This window comes from Thorsellia kenyensis, from assembly GCF_042432445.1.
Taxonomy (GTDB): domain Bacteria; phylum Pseudomonadota; class Gammaproteobacteria; order Enterobacterales; family Thorselliaceae; genus Thorsellia; species Thorsellia kenyensis.
The window spans coordinates 1-2516 of record NZ_JBHLXE010000056.1 but is presented as its reverse complement, the minus strand read 5'-3'; the positions used below and the strand labels follow the sequence as shown (position 1 = coordinate 2516).

Here is a 2516-nt window from a genome sequence, read left to right as displayed (position 1 = left end):
GTAATCAGAGCCTAACCAGAGTTTTTTATTAGTAAATCTGGGGTCGGTTTCAATTAAATACTCAGCTTTACCATTAGGATTGATTTGGTATACGCTATTGGATGGCAAGGTCAGAGTGGGAAGTGTGGTTTTAATGCCATTAGCATGGCTCTCACTGATATTAGGGGTATGGGTGATGGCTTGATTCGCTTTATATTGCGTTAAGTCTAAATCAATATTGACTTCTTGGTAATTATTGATGCTAAAACCTTCGGAATCCTGATAAGTCCTATTGTGTAAAAAACTATGCTCTACATTAGAAAACCAATGAGTACCACTCCCTTTCTCACTAATGCGTCTTATACCAACGGTTTCAAAGTTATTGAGTTCATCTGCATTCACAAGTAAGGTTTTGCCAGCCAAGATATGACTGTCTAAGTTATTCACTTTATTGGCATCAATGACTAAATTACCACCAGCAATAATTTCGCCTGGGTTGGTTTCTTGGACTACGTCATCGACAAAGACTCGGGTGTAATACCGTTCTTGCCAGTCATTACTTGTTGCACCGGTTGGTACTGTAATGTGCGTAACACCATATTTATCCTTACGGCGTCCTATCTCATCGTATTCGTATAGGATAGGGCTTCCCCATAAACCCGCTTCATGGTGATTGGTTCGACTGGTTTCTTCTTGTGTGATGATTAGCTTATCATTCGCATTCAGTAAATAATTGCTATTGATATGCATGTCGCCTAGAGATTCAATCCGAGCACTGTGATTTTCTACAATTGATGCAGCGCCACTGACGTTATAATCATCAGTTAAGCTCCCCCCTATGGCGAGATTACCCCCACTGTAGAGTAAACTGTGCCAATCGTTTAAGAGCTCGGTTGTACCAATATTAAGTTGCTCTCGGGCTGCAATCGTTGCACTTTTATCTGCTTCACTGAGATTTTGTAAGGTATGAGTCTCTAGAGCTATCACATCCCCATAGAGTCTCCCTGAGCCGATATTAGTCAATGTTTCGGTTTGAATCGTCGTAGTAAGCCCATCAATCAATCCTCGGTTGGTGAGAGATTCTGTCAGGTTTAGCTTAGCCCAACCTGCGGTCACTTCACCGACTGCGTGGTTGTTGAATGATAAGGCGTTAATATTGGCTTGTTTGGCCGCCCAAAACGTGCCTAAATTCTCAATAGCCCCCTGAGCGTTTAACGTGAGCGTTCCGTTGGCTACCATACTCCCTGTATGTTGATATCCCTCACTCAGGCTGAGCGTCACATCTCCTTCTGATTGGATTTTACCTGGGCTAGAGAGGCGCTTTGTTTCAATGACAATGGCTTCACCCGCAGCCATTTCACCCGCATTATTCAGGGTCTCTTTAGCCTCAATGTTAAGGTGTTTATTGGCAACAATGCGCCCCGTATTATTTAAGTTTTGGCTATCAAGCGTCGTGTCACCTTTTGAAGCCAATGTGCCGGCATTATCAATCGACTCAGCATTCAGGGCGATATCCTTTTCAGCATAAAGGGTTCCCTTATTGTTCACATTTTTCGCACTCACAGTGAGTGACCCTTTATTTTGGATGTCTCCTGTGTTATTCAGTGATTGGTTATCAATGCGGGTGTTCTTATGACTTTCAATGCGACCTTGGTTAGTCAGTGAAGTGGATTGTAAGGCAATATCTCCTTCTGCATACAGGGTGCCACTATTATCAATATCACGGCTCTGCGAACGCATGGAAACATCACCTTTCGCTTGTATAGAGCCAGTGTTAACTAGCTTGCCATCTGCAGTAATGGTGATACTGCCGGCTGATGCACCAATTTCCCCCGTATTTTTGACCCCTACACCCTGTTCGGTACCCACCAGGCGAATTTTACCTGCATACATTCCCCCTAAATCAGACACATCTATCGCAACGGAGGGTCTATTTTGCTCACTTTGTACAGCATTTTTAGTCTGGGTTTCATTAGCCGCATCTACTTGGTTCTGACCTGTTGTCACGGTTAAGTCGTTCGCCCACACATCACCGTTCACTTCAACCGCCCGTGAAATCAAATCTGTTTTATCTTGTCTTGAACTATCAAGTCCCGCACCTTGAACGACAATTTTACCGTCATTGACTTGATACCCTGTGACGGCACCATTTTCAACCGTCACAGGTCACACCTGCTGGGTTAGCAATAATCACTTGCGCCTTTTTACCGGCAACTTCAACAAAACCATTTAACTGGCTAGGGTTTTTACTGTTCACCTCATTTAAAATAATCCTAGCTTCCCCTGTCGCTAAAAAAGGGTTGGCATCAACCATACCGCCAAGCTCAGTACTTGTTGGCTTACGGGCGTTATTGAGTATTACGCCTTTTTGATTGACATCAAATTGGGAATATTTATTACGTGATACCCCTGAGGCACTGGGCGTTTGTATATTGACTTGTGGCGTGCCATTAGCACTTTCTATGATGATTGGCTTTTGGTTACCTGGTGCATTAGGCTCTGCAATGATATTAGCCTCTGAATAGGATGACCAAAGC

Annotated in this window: 2 protein-coding genes; both read right to left on the bottom strand. The window is 43.6% G+C overall.

Annotation, left to right across the window (positions count from 1 at the left end; translation table 11 throughout):
- On the bottom strand, positions 1–2142 hold a 2142-nt coding region (locus ACFFIT_RS05485; protein ID WP_446697447.1), incomplete at its 3' end, for a two-partner secretion domain-containing protein.
- On the bottom strand, positions 2132–2516 hold a 385-nt coding region (locus ACFFIT_RS05480), incomplete at its 5' end, for a two-partner secretion domain-containing protein (RefSeq protein WP_385876649.1). The genes ACFFIT_RS05480 and ACFFIT_RS05485, both read right to left, overlap by 11 nt.